This is a genomic window from Micromonospora sp. NPDC047670, assembly GCF_043204915.1.
Classification (GTDB): Bacteria; Actinomycetota; Actinomycetes; order Mycobacteriales; family Micromonosporaceae; genus Micromonospora.
Genome location: NZ_JBIDDA010000005.1, coordinates 99,975 through 115,262, shown reverse-complemented (window position 1 = coordinate 115,262; position 15,288 = coordinate 99,975). Strand labels below are relative to the sequence as shown.

Annotated in this window: 14 protein-coding genes; 4 read left to right on the top strand and 10 right to left on the bottom strand. The window is 73.1% G+C overall.

Going from position 1 to position 15,288, the window contains the following annotated elements; all coding sequences use genetic code 11:
* Nucleotides 1–69 precede the first annotated feature (69 nt).
* Nucleotides 70–729: an NAD(P)H:quinone oxidoreductase gene (gene wrbA, locus ACGF7U_RS14270; protein WP_393106450.1), complete on the top strand. Its 660-nt coding sequence runs from the start codon at nucleotides 70–72 to the stop codon at nucleotides 727–729.
* Nucleotides 730–892: 163 nt separating this feature from the next.
* Here the strand turns inward: wrbA and ACGF7U_RS14265 are convergent, their stop codons facing one another.
* Nucleotides 893–2,338, bottom strand: a complete 1,446-nt coding sequence (locus ACGF7U_RS14265; protein ID WP_393106448.1) for an FAD/NAD(P)-binding protein — start codon at nucleotides 2,336–2,338, stop codon at nucleotides 893–895.
* Between the two features lie 175 nt (nucleotides 2,339–2,513).
* On the opposite strand from ACGF7U_RS14265, the gene ACGF7U_RS14260 reads away from it, so the two are divergent.
* Entirely contained in the window at nucleotides 2,514–3,608 is a 1,095-nt protein-coding gene (locus tag ACGF7U_RS14260) for a response regulator transcription factor (protein WP_393106446.1), read from the top strand.
* A gap of 219 nt (nucleotides 3,609–3,827) precedes the next feature.
* Nucleotides 3,828–4,334, top strand: a complete 507-nt coding sequence (locus ACGF7U_RS14255) for a hypothetical protein (protein WP_393106444.1) — start codon at nucleotides 3,828–3,830, stop codon at nucleotides 4,332–4,334.
* A gap of 159 nt (nucleotides 4,335–4,493) precedes the next feature.
* On the opposite strand, the gene ACGF7U_RS14250 is transcribed toward ACGF7U_RS14255, so the two are convergent.
* The 6 genes from ACGF7U_RS14250 to ACGF7U_RS14225 form a co-directional block, all read right to left on the bottom strand.
* On the bottom strand, nucleotides 4,494–4,994 hold the full coding sequence (locus ACGF7U_RS14250; protein ID WP_393106442.1) for a MauE/DoxX family redox-associated membrane protein: 501 nt from the start codon (nucleotides 4,992–4,994) through the stop codon (nucleotides 4,494–4,496).
* A gap of 3 nt (nucleotides 4,995–4,997) precedes the next feature.
* Nucleotides 4,998–5,309, bottom strand: coding sequence for a S24/S26 family peptidase (locus ACGF7U_RS14245; RefSeq protein ID WP_393106440.1), 312 nt, complete (start codon nucleotides 5,307–5,309; stop codon nucleotides 4,998–5,000).
* Nucleotides 5,306–7,084 (bottom strand): ABC transporter ATP-binding protein, encoded by a 1,779-nt coding sequence (locus ACGF7U_RS14240; protein ID WP_393106438.1) that lies wholly within the window; start codon nucleotides 7,082–7,084, stop codon nucleotides 5,306–5,308. The genes ACGF7U_RS14245 and ACGF7U_RS14240 overlap by 4 nt, the downstream gene beginning before the upstream one ends.
* Before the next feature lie 3 nt (nucleotides 7,085–7,087).
* Nucleotides 7,088–7,570: a hypothetical protein gene (locus ACGF7U_RS14235; RefSeq protein ID WP_393106436.1), complete on the bottom strand. Its 483-nt coding sequence runs from the start codon at nucleotides 7,568–7,570 to the stop codon at nucleotides 7,088–7,090.
* Between the two features lie 71 nt (nucleotides 7,571–7,641).
* Nucleotides 7,642–7,878: a hypothetical protein gene (locus tag ACGF7U_RS14230; protein ID WP_393106434.1), complete on the bottom strand. Its 237-nt coding sequence runs from the start codon at nucleotides 7,876–7,878 to the stop codon at nucleotides 7,642–7,644.
* Nucleotides 7,879–7,943: 65 nt separating this feature from the next.
* Nucleotides 7,944–10,865, bottom strand: a complete 2,922-nt coding sequence (locus ACGF7U_RS14225) for a BTAD domain-containing putative transcriptional regulator (protein WP_393106432.1) — start codon at nucleotides 10,863–10,865, stop codon at nucleotides 7,944–7,946.
* A gap of 288 nt (nucleotides 10,866–11,153) precedes the next feature.
* Here ACGF7U_RS14225 and ACGF7U_RS14220 point away from each other — a divergent pair, with 288 nt between their 5' ends.
* Nucleotides 11,154–12,722: an alkaline phosphatase D family protein gene (locus tag ACGF7U_RS14220; RefSeq protein WP_393106430.1), complete on the top strand. Its 1,569-nt coding sequence runs from the start codon at nucleotides 11,154–11,156 to the stop codon at nucleotides 12,720–12,722.
* Nucleotides 12,723–12,891: 169 nt separating this feature from the next.
* On the opposite strand, the gene ACGF7U_RS14215 is transcribed toward ACGF7U_RS14220, so the two are convergent.
* The 3 genes from ACGF7U_RS14215 to ACGF7U_RS14205 form a co-directional block, all read right to left on the bottom strand.
* Nucleotides 12,892–13,557 carry a TOPRIM nucleotidyl transferase/hydrolase domain-containing protein gene (locus ACGF7U_RS14215; protein WP_393106428.1) on the bottom strand — a complete coding sequence of 222 codons (666 nt, stop codon included), beginning with the start codon at nucleotides 13,555–13,557 and terminating at the stop codon, nucleotides 12,892–12,894.
* A 203-nt stretch (nucleotides 13,558–13,760) separates the two neighbouring features.
* A complete protein-coding gene (locus ACGF7U_RS14210) occupies nucleotides 13,761–14,471 on the bottom strand; it encodes a DNA alkylation repair protein (protein ID WP_393106426.1) in 711 nt (236 codons plus the stop codon).
* An 86-nt stretch (nucleotides 14,472–14,557) separates the two neighbouring features.
* Nucleotides 14,558–15,220, bottom strand: coding sequence for a response regulator (locus ACGF7U_RS14205; RefSeq protein WP_393106424.1), 663 nt, complete (start codon nucleotides 15,218–15,220; stop codon nucleotides 14,558–14,560).
* Nucleotides 15,221–15,288 lie beyond the last annotated feature (68 nt).

The window sequence follows — 15,288 nt, the reverse complement described above, 5'->3', positions numbered from 1 at the left end:
GACGTCGCCTCACATCTCGCCGGGCTGCCTCGTCGTACCGGTCGGACCCGCACAGGAAGGAGCCCGAGCATGGAACCCGTGAACGTCGCGGTCATCTACTACAGCGCCACCGGCACCGTACATACCCTGGCCCGAGCCGCCGTCGAGGGCGCGGAGAAGGCCGGCGCCAACGTGCGACTGCGCAAGGTCGCCGAGACGGCCGCACTGGAGGCGGTCAGCGCCAGGCCGGAGTGGGACCGACACCTGAAGGACACCGCTGGCGTGGTTGAGGCCAGCCACGACGACCTGGAGTGGGCCGACGCGGTGCTGTTCGGCGCCCCCACCCGCTTCGGCAACCCGGCCAGCCAGCTCAGGGCGTTCCTCGACACCACCAGCCCCCTGTGGTTCCATGGAAAGCTCGCGGACAAGGTGTACTCGGCCTTCACCGCCTCCAACACCGCCCACGGCGGGCAGGAGTCCACCCTCCTGGCGCTGGCGAACACGTTCTACCACTGGGGTGGCATTATCGTGCCCCCCGGCTACACCGACCCCGTTCAGTTCCAGTCAGGCAACCCCTACGGCACCTCGCACGTCGTCGGCGACGGCCCGCCCGGTGAGGTGGCCCTGCTGGCGGCGCGCTACCAGGCCCGCCGCGTCGTCGACACGGCGGCCTGCCTCAAGGCCGGCCGCGCCGCGTGCGGGGTTCGGGGTCAGGTGCCGGGCGCATCCGATGCCGAACTGACCTCCTGAGGACCACGGCGGCCGGTGCCGGCCCGGGCCCCACCTGTCGGCGGTCCCGGGCCGGCACCGGCCGGCCTCGTCGTTCCCGAGGTGACGGCGAGCGTGAACGGTCTCAGGCGCGGTGCCCGGCGGCAGCCTCGCCGTTGTCGCGCCCGCTGTGCCGGTGCGGCCGTCAGAGCGCGAGAATCGCCCGCGCGGTCGCCTCGGCGCGACCGGCCAGGCCCGGGATGCTGGTGGTGATGAACAGCCCGCCCCCGGCGAGGTCGCCCACGACGTACAGCCGAGGATCTGACCGCCCGGACACCATCAACCGCCCGGTCGCGGGCTCGACGTTCAGCCCGCCGTCCGGGTGGAACTCGGCCGCTCCGGCCGCGAGCATCGATGTGACCAGCGCGCCGGCGCTCTCGGGGATCGAGTGCGGCGGCGGGTTGACGGCGTTGATGACGACGTCGGCGCCGCGGACACCATCGTCGGTGCAGATCCGGAAGCCGTCGTTCCCGGCCTCGATCTTCCGCACCCCGCGGATCACGGCCAGTTGCCGCGCGTCCAGGAGCTCCAGCATGGTGGCGGCGTTGCCGGGCACCATCGGGGAGCTGAGGCTCGCGATGGTGCGGGAGTGCTGCTCCCGCAGCACGTCCCGGTCGGCCTCGCGCAGCAGCCGCCAGGCGTACGGCCCGAGGGTGTGCACGGCCTGCTGGAGGACGCGGCGACCCATGCCGGGCGAGTCGATCAGCGAGAGCTGCCGCCGCAACCGCTCGACCGGATCCTCCGAGCTCGTCGCCCGCACCTCCTCGGCGAGTTCGTCCATGTCGTTGCCCAGCTCGGCGCCCAGCAGCGACCGCAGGTGGTCGAGGGTGAGTTCCCCATGCTCCCGGGCGAGGGCCGTCAGCCGGTCGGCGGTCAGCTCGTCCAGCGTGACCTTCGCCGGTCGCTGCCAGACGGCCGGCAGCACCCCGCCGCGCGACAGCAGACTGATCCGGCCCGTGTGGCCGCGCGCTGCCAGCGACACGACGATGTCGACCGCCGTCAGGCCGCTGCCGACGACGGCGACGTCCCGCTCGGGCGCGATGCCGGCGAGGGTGGATGCCAGCGGGTACGGGTCGCGGACGTATCCGGGGCTGCCACCCAACCCGTAGTGGTCCTGCGGGCCGCCGCTTCCCACGGCCAGCACCGCGACGTCGACCAGGTGACGTCGTCCAGTGCCGGTGATCAGGGCGGACCGGTCCGCCGGGAGGATCCCGACCACGCGCTCGTCCACCACGTCGGTCCGCCACCCGAGCTCGCGCAGGCGGCCCAGTGCGGACTCGGCGGTCTGCTCCAGGTAGTCGCCGTACACCCCGCGCGGAGCGATCGGATGTCCCAGCCGTCGATCGAGGTGGGAGGCACCCCGATCGGCGAGCCACCGGCCGTAGTGCGCGGGATCGCCGTGCCGGGCAGACATGATCATTGGGGGAACGTTGACCAACACCGACTCCAGATCGGGCCCGAAGGCGCGCCCGCGCCACCGGTGCGGCGACGGCTCGAACACGGTGACCGCGCCGGGCCCCGTCGCGAGCCTGGCCAGCGCGTCCAGCAGCCCGACCGTGGACGCTCCCGCGCCGATGATTCCGATCTCCATTGCCGTCCTCCAGAAGTCCATGGGCGTCTCGTCACCACCCTCGCCGCCGCGGGCCGTGCGTCCCATCCCGCACGAGCGGGGTGTCGGGCTGGGGCGATCCCCCCAAACGCGGGGTGGGGAGACGGCTCCGCGTGCGGCATGCTGGCGTGATCGACAGTTCCGAAGAGGAGACCGGATGGCGCGCCCCGACCCGATCGCCACGGCGGCTGACCCACTTGACCTCTTCACCCGGGTCTCCGCCCGGCTCCGCGAGCGCGTCGTCTTCGACGCGGCGGTGTGGTCGGCCACCGACCCGGAGACCGGGCTGGTGACCGCGCCCATGTGGGTGCAGAACCTCGACGGCGGCTCGCGGTGTTACGCGTACTGGGAGTGCGAGCTGCTGGAGGAGACCGTCATCCCCTTCCGCGAACTGGCCCGCTCGGCCACCGCGGCCGGCGCGCTGCGGTACAACACCGGCGACCTGCCCGGGCGCAGCGCGCAGTACCGGCGGCTCCGCGGCCAGGGCCTGATCGACGAGCTGCGGGCGGTGCTGCGCGCGGGCGGCAAGCCGTGGGGCGTCGTCAGCCTGTTCCGGAGCATCGGACGTGAACCATTCGGTCCGGCCGAGATCGACCTGGTGGCCGGCCTGTCCGCGTCACTCGGCGCGCGGCTGCGCTCCTTCGCCCGCCCGTCCGCCGTGCCGGCGCTCGCCGGGGCGTCCGCGCCCGGCATGATCCTCTTCACCCCCGAGGGCACGGCCACCTCGATCAACCAGGAGGCCCGGCACTACCTCGCGCTGCTGCCGGACGGGCCGTCCGAGCCGTCAGCCCTCGGTCTCCGCCTCCCGATCAGCGTCGTCGTGACGGCCGTCCAGGCGCGGGCGCTCGCCTCCGAGCGCGACGGGCGGACCGCGCGGGTGCGGATCCGTACCCGCGACGGTGGCTGGCTCGCCTGCCACGCCTCGTGCCTCAGCGGCCCGGACGGCCTTCCCGGCCCGACGGCGCTCATCATCGAGCCGGCCCCCGCCTCCGACATGGCGCCGATCATCGCCGAGGCATACGGCCTCACGCCCCGCGAACTGGAGATCACCCAGCACATCGCGCGCGGCCTGGCCACCACCGACATCGCCGCCGCGCTGTTCATCTCCGCGCACACGGTCCGCGACCACGTCAAGACGATCTTCGAGAAGACCCAGGTCTCCAGCCGGGGCGAGCTGGTGGCCCGCCTGTTCACCGAGAACTACTGGCCCCTGCGCGACCGTCCGGGCGCCACCGCCTATGGCAGCGTCTGACGGCGGGCCCGCGCAGGGGAGAGGCTCAACAGCGGGCGGGGCAGGGCTGCTCTCCCGCCGTGCCGGCCTGCGCCCAGGCACGGGTCGCCGGCGCCGAAAGCGATCGTGAACGCTGACGCGGTGGACAACCGCGGTGCCGCCGTTACGGCGCGGTGTGGTGCGGCAGCCGGGCTCGATTTCCCGTTAGGGTGACGCATGCCGACGGTGCCACGAGGACACGTGCCTGGCCGAACCGCGCTCATCGGCTCCGACACCGACCACGGGCCGCGCCAGGCGAACCCGCCCCCCAGCGGAGTCGGGCGGCTGGTGTCGCGGGCCCTGGGGTTCCCGCTGCTGCTGATCGGCCCGTTCATGGTCTACGCCGCCGCCTTCCTCGCCACCAGCGAGCCCACCGTCAACCGGTGGATCATGGCCGTCGCCGGGGTCGGGGTCACCGGCTCGTGTGTCATGCTGGCCCTGCGCGAGGCGCGGCTGGATGACCGTGCCCGACGGGACCAGCGTCGACTGGAGGCGGTCGGGGTCCCCGCAACCGCCGAGATCACAGCCGTGCGGCCCACCTCGCTCGGCGAGGAGAGCGGGATCGAGCTGAGCCTGCTGATCAGCGGGCCCGGATTCGAACCGTTCGCATCCGCCTCGCGGTGCAAGGAGCACCCGGGCCTGGAGGTCGGGGCGCGACTCAACGCCGTGGTCGACCCGACCGACCGGCTGTACGCGATCGTGCCCTGAGCCTCGCGTGGCCTCTGCTCGGCACGCTCGGTAGGTCCCCGGTGGGCGCCGGATCCGACGGCGGGCGCTCCGTCGCGTGGCGCATGAGCGCGCGTCCTGTGCGGTCGACGGGAGGCACGAGCGCAACGCCGTGGACGGCCGATCCCACCGGCTCGGAGGTCACGTCCGGTTGGGTGCGCCCAACAGGTAGCGCAGGTCGTCCAGCATGACGACCAGCACACCGACGATCAGCGCGCCGACGACGGCCAGGATCGCTTCGCCCGGGCGCACCGGGCCGGCCGGTGCGAGCGCGCCGACGATCGCGCAGCCGATGAGGAACGCGTTGCGCCACACGTGGTGCCGGCCCAGGGGCGCGGCCGTGCGGCCGAAACAGCGGCAGGTGGCGCCGCCCCGCCGCAGGTTGCCGGCGATGGCGACGGTGAAGGCGAGCAGCAGGGCGGCCGAGGAGAGGAAGCCGGCCAGCGGGAACACCGCAAGCAGGGCGACGGCGGTGAACTCGCCGGCGACCACGGCCGCGGCCAGTGGGCCGGCCGGCCGGTAGCCCATGTCGCGCACCGACTGCGTGAACTCGCGGTAGGCGGCCCGCCCGGAGACCTTGCCGACCGCCGCCGCCAGCAGGACCGTGCCGAGCAGCACCCGGCACCCGATCTCGACGTACATGTGTCATCGCCTCCCTGTGGTCACGCCGAGGATCGCCTCGCGGGGCACCGCCCCGAAGTGCCGCGAGTCCTGGCTGCGGGCGTTGTCCCCGCGCACCGTCACCGCACCGTCGGGTTCGACCCGGTGTACGCGTTTGACCATCCACGTCAGCTCCGCGCCCGGGACGACGTCGCGGGCCCGGAAGACGACGAGGTCACCGGGGGCCGGTGTCCGTCCGACCCGGACGATGATCCGGTCGCCGTCCTGCAGTGTCGGCGCCATGCTGTGCCCGCGTACGACCACCAGACGCCAGCGGCGGCGCAGCCAGCCGGTCATGACACCGCCAGTTGGTAGCCGTCGGCCTGGAGGCGGAACAGCCGCGCGTACTCACCGTCGGCCGCCATCAGTTCGTCGTGCGCGCCCGATTCGACGACGCGTCCGGCGTCCAGTACGACGATGCGCTGCGCGTCGCGCAGGGTGCTGAGCCGGTGGGAGATCAGGAGCCCGGTGCGGCCGTGGCGGATCCGGGCCAGCGAGGCGTGCACGCGGGTTTCGGCATCGGCGTCGAGCCCGGAGCTGGGCTCGTCCAGGATGAGCAGGTCGGCGTCGGCGCGCATCAGGGACCTGGCGAGCGCGACCCGCTGCCACTGCCCGCCGGAGAGCGTCACCCCGGGCTCGCCGTCCTGGTCGGCGAAGGTGCGGCTGAGCAGTGTGGCGTACCCGTGGGGGAGGGCGCGGAGGCGGTCGTGGATCTCGGCTCGGGCGGCGGCGTCCTCGACCTGCTCGGCCGTGTGCGGCAGCCGGCCGATGCCGACGTTCTCCGCCGCGGTCAGGTCGTAGCACATGAAGTCCTGGAACACCGCCCCCATCCGCCGGCGCAGCGTCTCGACCCGCAGCTCGCGCAGGTCCACGCCGTCCCAGGTGATCCGGCCGCGGTCGGGGTCGTAGAACCGGCAGAGCAGCTTGACGAGGGTGCTCTTGCCGGCTCCGTTGAGGCCGACCAGGCCGACGGCCTCACCGGCGGGGATCGTGAGGTCCAGGCCCTGGAGGATCCAGGGACCGCCCTCGTCGTAGCGGAACCACACGCCCTCGAACCTGATCCCGTCGCGCAGCGGCGGTGCCGGCAGGGTCCCGTCGGCCAGGTCGGCGGGGCTGTCGAGGACGGCGACGAAGTGCCGGAACAGCCGCACGGCGGTGCCGGCCTCGCCGAGCTGACCGGCGATGCCCGCCAGACCGCTCTGTGTCGCGGCGAACGCGGCCAACAGCAGGGTGAGGTCGCCGAGGCTGAGCCGGCCGCGGACCGCGGCGTTCACCGCGATCACCGTCGCCGTGAGGGTGACGGCGGCACCGGCCAGCGCCCAGCAGGCCTGCACGACCGTGGCGTGCCGCGCGGCGGCCAGCTCGATCCGGGAGGCCGCCCGCACCGCCCTGGTGAGCCGGTCGTGGAAGAACCGGCCGAGGTGGTAGAGGCGCACCTCACGGACGGCGCGCAGGTCGGTCAGCACGGTCTGGAACAGGAACCGGGCCCGGAACAGGCCGGCGCTGTCCTCCACGGCCCGCGCGGCCCGCCGGGACAGCCGCAGCTGGATGAGGAACTCGGGCACGGCCGCGGCGAGCAGGAGCAGGCCGGCCGGCGGCCAGAGGGACGCCAGGATCGCGGCGAAACCGCCGATGGTGACGACGTTCTGGGCCACGTCGACCGCGAACATGACGACCACGTACGGCGCCTGGGTGGCGGCCTGCTGGGCCAGCGCCAGCCGGTCGCGCAGTGCCGGCTGCTCGAACGGGCCCAGCCCGACGAAGGTGTTCAGTTTCCGGTACAGCCGCACGTCGGCGGCGATAGTGATCGCGTTCTGCAGGGCCGTGGTGAAGTAACCGGACACCCGGCTGGCGATCGCCGCCAGTGCGCCCAGGACGGCGATCGCCACGGCGTACCAGGTGGCGGTCGACGGGTCGGCCGACCGGCCCCTGCCGACCTCGTCGAACAGCAGCTTCGTGAACCATGCGACGCCGATCGGGGGCGCCGCGCCGATGACGACGAGGGCGACCGTGGCGGCGAGCGCCCTGGGGTCTGCGCAGCCCAGTCGCAGGGCGGCTCGCAGCGTGGCCACGTCTCAGGCCAGGACCGGAAGCTGGTGGCTGGAGTTGACGACGACGCCGTCGACGACCGACAGCACGGCGGGGAAACCCTTGACCCCGAACTCCTTCTCGGCCTGGTCCTCGTTGATGGTCGCCTTGTCGAAGTCGGCCAGGCGGGGCGCCATCGCCGCCGTCTCCTCCGCCATGCCGATCATGAACACGAAGGTGTCGTGACGGTAGCGTCGGGCGTCGGCGGTGAGGGTGTCCAGGAGGGTCTGACACGGCGGACAGGTGGGGGTCAGCATGACCACCGTGCGCCGGCCGGCGGTCAGGTCGACGTGCGGGAGGCCGGTGACCTCCAGGCCCGGGGCGGGCAGCACCTCGGGGGCGGCCCCGCCGTCGTGGGCGGTGGCGGTCTGCGTCGCACGTAGCCGCCGGGCGAGGGCCAGGGTCAGGACAAGGTTGAGCACGGCGACCGCCCCGATCACGGCGATGGCGGCGTAGGCGAAACCCGGCACGGGAACTCCTCAGCGAATCAGCGGGGGGTGGGGGCCGCGCCGCCGGCGCGGCCCCCGGAGGGAGAGCCAGGTCAGCAGACGCCGACCTTCTTGGTGTAGCAGATCGGCGACGACGTCGTGACCGAGCACACGCCGGTGCAGGACAAGGTGCTCCGCCGGTAGTAGCGGAAGTACGAACCGCCCGAGCAGTAGCCGTTGGACGCCGCGCAGCACGACTGACCGTGCTCCGGCACGCAGGCGCCGGCCACCTCCCGGCCGAGCACCTTGCTGAGCACGGCGTCGCCGACACGGTTGATGATCTTGGTCATGGCAGACCTCCTTAGTGGGTGGTTGCCATCACTGTGCTGGTTGCCGCTGCGCGCGCCCTGCGCTTCTACTGCGCTCCGGCTGCGCTCCGCCAGCGCGCCAGCGATTCGCGCAGGTCGTTGACGTACGCGGCGTCGAAGTGCTCGAAGATGCGCAGCGCCTCCTCGCCCAGCGCGACGGCCCGGTCGTGCCTTCTCAGGGTGGCCTGGGCCCGCGCGAGCAGGTGCAGTGAGTTCGCCAGCGGGAACGGTTGCCCGACGCCGCGCAGCATCGCCACCGAGCCTTCCAACTCCACCACCGCCCTGTCCGCGTCGCCCTCCTCGAGGTGCGCCTTGCCGAGCAGCCGCCGGGAGATCGCCTCGCCCCACTCGTGGCGCATGTCGTGGAACGCCAGCACCGTACGCTGCAGCAGCAGCCGAGCCGCCTCGCCGTTCCCGGCCGCGAGGTGCGTCGCGGCCAGCGCCTGCTCGGCCGTGGTCACGCTCATCCGGTCGCCGAGCCGGCGCGCGGCGGCCACCGCCTGCCGGAGCTGCTCCAGGGCCGGCGGCCACTGCCCGGCGTGCCGGTGCAGCAGCCCGATGGTCTCCCGCGCGAGCGCCTCGCCCCACAGGTCGCCGCTGTCCTCGAAATGCTGCAGGGCCGCGGCGCAGGCGGCGAAGGCGAACGGGGACGTGAGCTGGTACTGCCCGTACTGCATGCCGAGGGCGAGCAGCACGTGCCCGCCGACCGGGCCGACCGGCCAGTGCGCGGCGCACAACCGCACCACCAGCAGCAGCGCGGCGTCCGCCTCCCGCAACCGGCCGAGCTGACGACAGCACAGCGAGTAGCCCTGCAGTGCCACGAGCCGGTGCGCCACCAGCGACCCACGGCTGTCCCGGTGTGCCGCGCGCAGCAGCGGCACGGCTTCGGCGTGCCGGTTCAGCATCCGGTAGGCCGTGCCCAGGTGGAGCCGCAGCGACACCCGGGTCGGTAACGGCAGCTCGGCCTGCCGGTCGAGCACGCCGCGCAGGCAGTCGACGAACTCGGGCAGGTGTTGGCTGCGCATCGTCGCGAAGTTGCCCATCGTGCAGGCCAGCCGTCCGGCCAGGTCGACCGCGTCCAGCCCCAACAGGTCCCGCACCGCCGCGACCAGGCTCTCCCGCTCCGCCTCGAACCAGTCGACGGCGTCCCAGGCGTCGATCGCGGACTCCACGTCCGCCACCGGCAGGACCTTGCAGGGCAGCGCCGCGTCGGCGCGTTCGGCGTACGCGTGCAGTCGCGCGTACCAGGCGATCACCTGGTCGGCGGCGATGTCGGTGCGCTCCCGGGCGTGCAACCGGACCAGGTCGTGCATGCGTGCCCTGCCGTCGGAATCCGCGGTCAGCAGGTGGGCCCGGCACAGCTGTTCCAGCAGCGGCTCGGTGGTCTCGTCCCACATACCGAAGCTGCGCAGCGACGTACGGCTGAGCACCGCGAGCAGCCGCGCGGCGGGCGGTGGCAACCGCTCGAACCCGACGGTGAAGCTGCTGCGCACGTCGAGCCCGTCGAGCGACAGCTCGTCGAGGCGGCGCTGCTCGTCGCGCAGCCGGTCGCGCAGCCGCGCCACCGTCATCGCCTCCCGCTCGGCCAGCCGCACCCCGGCGATGCGCAACGCCAGCGGCAGACGACCGCACAGCTCCACGACGTCGGCGGCCGCCGCGGCCTCCCGGCTGATCCGCTCGGCGCCGGCGAGCCCCGCCAGCAGGTCCAGGCCGTCGTCGACCGGCAGGACGTCGAGCGGGAGGACCTCGGTGCCCGGCAGCCCGGGCAACGTGGCCGTGCTGGTGATGAGGGCGGTGCTGCCAGCGGGCGGCAGCAGCGGGCGCACCTGCGCCGCGTCCGCGGCGCTGTCCAACATCACCAACATGGGCTGGTCGGCGAGCACGGATCGGTACAGTGCCGCGCGTTCCTCCGCGGCCACCGGAATGGCCTCGCCGGCCACTCCGAGCGCGCGCAGGAAGGCGCCGAGCACCGTGTCGGGCCGTGTCGGGTCCGTGGTGTTGCCGCGCAGGTCCGCGTACAGGCACCCGGCGGGAAAGCGGTGGCGGCTCTCGTGCGCCGCGCGTAGCGCGAGAGTGGTCTTGCCCGTTCCCGAAAGCCCGGTCACGACGACGACCTGGGCAGCCCCGGCGGCTGCCGGGGTGCGCCCCAGTAACGACAGCAGCAGCCCGAGCTCCTTGTCCCTCCCGACGAAGTCACCGGTGACGCCGGGGAGCTGGTTGGGCCGCACCCACGCCTGCGGGGACGTCTGCTGCTCGCTGCCGAGGATCTCCCGGTGCAGCTGCCGCAGCTCCGGCCCCGGGTCGATGCCGTGCTCCTCCGCGAGCACCCGGGCCCCGGCCCGGTACACGGCGAGTGCCTCCGCCTGCCGGCCGCTGCGGTGCAGGGCCACCATGAGCTGCCCGCGCAGCCGTTCCCGCAGGGGCCGATCACGCACCAGTGTGGTCAGTTCCGGCACCAGCTCCTGGTGCAGACCGAGCGACAGCAATGCCTCGACGCGAAGCTCGACCGCGTGCTCGCGCAGCTCGCGGAGCCGATCGCGCTCGAAGTCGACCAGCTCCGCGCCGACGTCGACGAACGCGTCGTCGCGCCAGCGCGCCAGCGCCTGGTCGAGCAACTCCACGGCACAGCGGGCGTCGGTGGCGGCCGCGGCGGCCTGCACGTCGGCGGCGAACTCCGTCGCGTCCACGATCACCGCGGCGTTCAACTGGTAGCCGGGTGACCTGGTGAGGATCAGCTCCGGCGCCGCACTGCGCCGGAGCGAGGCGACGATCGCCTGGACCCGGTTGCGCGCTCTCGCGGGCGGGTGATTCGGCCAGAGGCCGTCTATCAGGCGGTCGACGGAGACGATGCGTCCACGGTGGGCCGCCAGGCTCGCGACGAACGCCCGTTCCAGCGGGGCGAGCGGCACAGCTATCCCGTCGACGCTCAACTCGATCCGTCCGAGGATGCCGATCCGATACCCGTGCACCGGGCAAAGCTAGCGCGGTGTCCAGCAGGTCGGCTCGGGGCGGAGCAGGGCGCTCGTGCCAGGGGCGTCGCCGGTGCCTCCGGTGCGCTCCGGCGGGTGGGTGGCGAGCCGCCGCCTGCCGATCTCGCGCACCGGGTCGATCCCCGGCGCCACACCGCAGGAGGGATACGTTCCCGGGAGTGCCCACTTCGAGATCGGTCCCGTTCACCACCCGTTCCGGGGAACGCCAGGCCGGGCCGATGGGATGTCGAGGAACAGATGCCAGACCTGTCCGGGAGGCAACACCACATGTCGCAGTCCCCACTCATGCTGCCGCGCCGTCGCTTTCTTGCCCTGGGCGGTATCGCCGCGGGTGCCGCCGTCCTCGCCGCCGAACCCGCCGCGGCCTCGGGCCGGCGGACCGCCCTGCCGGGCTACGTGTTCACCCTGGGTGTGGCCTCGGGCGACCCGACGTCCGACGGTGTCGTGCTCTGGACCCGCCTGGCACCGGACCCGCTCGCCCTCGATGGGCTCGGCGGCATGCCCGATCGCCCCGTCCAGGTGCGGTGGGAGGTGGCGGAGGACGAGGACTTCCGCCGTGTGGTGCGGCGCGGCGTCAGGCGCGCCACGGCCGACTGGGGGTACTCGGTGCACGCCGAGGTGCACGGCCTGCGGCCGGACCGGGTGTACTGGTACCGGTTCCGGGTCGCCGACCAGGTCAGCCCAGTGGGCCGTACCCGCACGGCGCCACGCCCGAGGACCGCCCTCCAGTCGCTGAGCTTCGCGTTCGCGAGCTGCCAGGCATACACCGACGGTTACTTCACCGCGTTCGAGCACATGGCCCGTGAGGACCTGGACCTCGTCGTGCACCTGGGCGACTACATCTATGAGGGCGGTGGCGCCGGCTCGATCGGCCGCGCCCACTACCCGGCCGTCGAGACGTTCTCCCTGACCGACTACCGGCTCCGGTACGCCCAGTACAAGCTGGACCCGGCGTTGCAGGCGGCGCACGCTGCCGCGCCCTGGGTGGTGGCTCCGGACGACCACGACGTGGAGAACAACTGGGCCGGCGACCACTCGCAGCCGGACACCGAGCCGGACCAGGACCCGGCCGTGTTCCGGCTCCGCCGAGCGGCGGCCTACCAGGCGTACTACGAGAACCTGCCCCTGCGGGCGTCGTCGCTGCCGCAGGGCCCGGAGATGCAGGTCTACCGGCGCCTCCGGTTCGGCGACCTGCTGCAACTCGACGTGCTCGACACGCGGCGTTTCCGTGACCGGCAGCTCACCGACGCGTCGCTGCGCTGGGATCCGCAACGGCAGATGCTCGGCGTGGAGCAGGAGGCGTGGCTGCTGGCCGGGCTTGCCGCGTCCACCGCACGGTGGAACGTGCTCGGCAACCAGGTCTTCGCCATGGAGGCCGACCACACCGCCGGCCCGGGCGAGCGCTACGGCATGGACACCTGGGACGGGTACGCCGCCGCGCGCCAGCGCCTCTTCGCCGGCGTGGCGGAGCGGAACGTCGAGAACTTCCTCATCGTCACCGGCGACGCCCACCGCAGCGTGGCTGCCGATCTCAAGCTCGACTTCGCCGACCCCGGGTCGCGGACGATCGGCACCGAGTTCCTCGGTACGTCGATCAGCTCGGGCGGAAACGGGACGGACCACGACAGCCTCGGCGTGACCTGGCTGGCCGAGAACCCGCACATGAAGTTCCACAACTCCCAGCGCGGGTACCAGGTGTGCCACCTGGGTCGCGACGAGATGCGCACCGACTACCGGGTCGTGCCCTTCGTCAACGCCCCCGGTGCGCCGGTGTCGACGCGGGCCAGCGTCCACGTGCAGAGCGGGCGGCCGGGGGTGGCGCACGTGTCGGCGTGACCGGGTGATCCGAGCGTGGGGGGGGGGGGGGGGGGGGGGGGGGGGGGGGGGGGCCCCCCCCCCCCCCCCGCCGCTGGGATTCGCGGGCAGGGCGGCGGGTGGCTTTCCCCGGCCCGTGTCTCCTGTCGCCGGGCTGGAGCTGCCGCGTCGAGGGGCCGCCCTCGACGGGTCAAACGGCGGTGAGCAGCGCGTCGAGTGGCCGCGGCAGGGCGTCCCGGCCGACTGCCGCCTCGACGAGCAGGCGTGCGTAGCGCAGGTTGCGGCGCGAGCTGCTGCGCAGGAACCGCCACAGCTGCGCTTCGGGCTCCCGGCCACGCCAGGCGGGCTGGCTCTGGAACGAGCGGAACAACCGGAGGTCGCCCGTCGACTCGAAGAGCGCTTCGACCCCTGCCGTTCCCAGGGCGCGGATCAGCTCCTCCTCCAGATCGCCGACGCAGACGTGGAACCCGAGTTGCTCCATCTCGGTGCGTGTGCGGGGGGAGCCGACACGGGCCAGGTCCAGTCCGCGCCGGAATATCTCCTCCTCCCGCAGGTCGCACAGACCGGCAAGTCGCAGCCCCGCGCCCAACGGGCCCAGTCTCGTCAGGAAACGACCGACGGCGTGCGCCCCGCCGATCGGCACGATCACGACCCGCTTCTCCGCAAGATCCCGGCCGCGGGCCACTGCGGCCGTCTCCAGCGCGATCTGGTCGCTGATGCCCTCGACGAGCACGGCGGCCACGGCCGACTCCGCCTCCGCCAGGGCGCGGGCCGTCGCTCGGAGCGAGGCGGCGTTGCCACCCAGGTGGCCGTCGAGCGCCCCGCGGGCGAGCTCACGGCGGTCGGTGACATCCATGGTGGCCTTCCCCGTCTGGTCGACCGTACCTGTCGGTGGGTTACTGGCCCGTGCGTCCACCGGTCCGCTCGCGGGCGCCGTGGCGGCGGGGTGTGCGGTGCTGGCGGCCATGGGCGTCATCATCGGTGACACGCCCGTCGGACGACCAGGGATTTACCCACGACCCTGCCCGCCGACAACCACCACCCGGCGGCGGCGGTCAGCTAGGCCACGCCGGAGAGGTACTCCCTGCGTCGCTGCGGGTCGAACTTCTCGATCGCGTACCGCAGCATGACCCGCGGCATGACCCGGTAACGGCGGGCCAGGAACTCCTCCTCCGCCGCTCTGTCACGGTTGCCCACCTCGCGCAGCATCCAGCCCACCGCCTTCTGCACGAGGTCGTGCGGGTCGCGCAGGAGCCGTTCGCTGAGGCGGAGGGTCCAGTGGAAGTCACCGGCCCTGACGAAGGCGAAGGTTGCCATGATGGCGATGCGCCGGTCCCATACCAGGTCCGACTCGGCCAACCGATCCAGCACACTCCGGTCCTTGTCGATCAGCCAGGGTCCGACGATGTACGGCGCGGACGAGTCCACCAGGTCCCAGTTGTTGATGTGGACGGTGTTGGCCAGGACGACGCCGAAGATCCGGCCCCGTTCCTCCTCGTTGCCCTCGGCGAACTTCCGCGCCAGGATGAACAGCGACGTCAGCCGCTCCTCGTGCACGCCACTGGTCAGCAGCCGCGCCGTCTCGGCCAGGGACAGGTCACGCCAGTACCGGCCGGCCACCCTGCGCTGGTCCGGGACGGAGACACCGATGGCCCGGTCGCCCTCGCCGTACCCGCCGGGGACCATTTGCAGGTACCGACTCGATCCCTCCGCCCGACGTGGGTCGGCGAGGCCGGCGAGTTCCTGACGGACGTCCGCGCTCGTGGGCATGACAGTGGACCCTACCGCGACCGCCGGCGCCCGCGGTGCCGCTCACCGGCTGTGGAGCAACCTGCTGGCGGGCCGCCGACCGGCTGTCACCGGCGACGGGGCGTGACCAGCCCCGACTCGTACGCCCACACGACCAGCTGGGCACGGTCGCGGCAGTGCAGTTTCGCCATCGCCCGGTTGACGTGTGTCTTGGCGGTCAGCGGACTGATCACCATGCGCGCGGCGATCTCGTCGTTGCTCAGCCCCCGGGCGACGAGCTCGACGATCTGCTGTTCGCGGGCGGTCAGCACGTCGCGTCCGGCCGCGGGGTCGGCCGGCGGCGGGCCGGCGACGAACTCGCTGATGAGGGTACGCGTGACCGCCGGGGCGAGCAGCGCGTCGCCGCGGGCCACGACGTCGACGGCCTGCAGCAGGTCGGCCGGGTCGGCGTCCTTGAGCAGGAACCCGCTGGCGCCCGCGCGGAGCGCGGCGAAGACGTACGAGTCGAGCCCGTAGTTGGTCAGGATGAGGACGCGGACGGCGGTGAGGTCGGGAGCAGCGGCGATGCGCCGGGTGGCCTCGATGCCGTCGAGTCCCGGCATCTGCACGTCCATCAGCACGACGTCCGGCCGCAGGCGTCGCGACAGCTCGACGGCCGAGGCGCCGTCGGCGGCCTCGCCGACCACCTCCAGGTTGTCCTCGGCGCCGAGCAACGCCCGGAACCCGGCCCGCATCAGCGCCTGGTCGTCTACGAGCAGGACCCTGATCATGCCCGCTCATCCCTCCGGTCGGAGCCGCCACGCACCGTGGCGGACTGAGATCATCGGACCTCGCGCAA